The sequence below is a fragment of the Flavobacterium jejuense genome, assembly GCF_006491595.2.
GTDB lineage: Bacteria > Bacteroidota > Bacteroidia > Flavobacteriales > Flavobacteriaceae > Flavobacterium > Flavobacterium jejuense.
The window spans coordinates 1-219 of the sequence record NZ_VEVQ02000069.1; the positions used below are offsets into that span (position 1 = coordinate 1).

Below are 219 nucleotides of genomic sequence, written 5' to 3' on the forward strand. Positions count from 1 at the left end.
TCAGAAATTGCTATAATTAAATCATATAAAGACAATCCTGAAACATCTATCTTAACCACTTCATTGATTCCCGGTTTTACCTTTGAAAACTCGTCTAATTTTATACCCAACTCATTAATATCTTGTTGCGCAAAAAGCGAATTTGAAAAAATAAAAATGGTTAATACAACACTAATTTTTTTAATCATTTTATACATTTAATAATATCGAATAGATCTC

1 protein-coding gene is annotated in these 219 nt (G+C 26.0%); it reads right to left on the bottom strand.

The features are described from left to right. Positions 1–188: hypothetical protein (locus FIA58_RS21250; protein WP_140964684.1), on the bottom strand; the 188-nt coding region annotated here is incomplete at its 3' end. Positions 189–219: the final 31 nt, after the last annotated feature.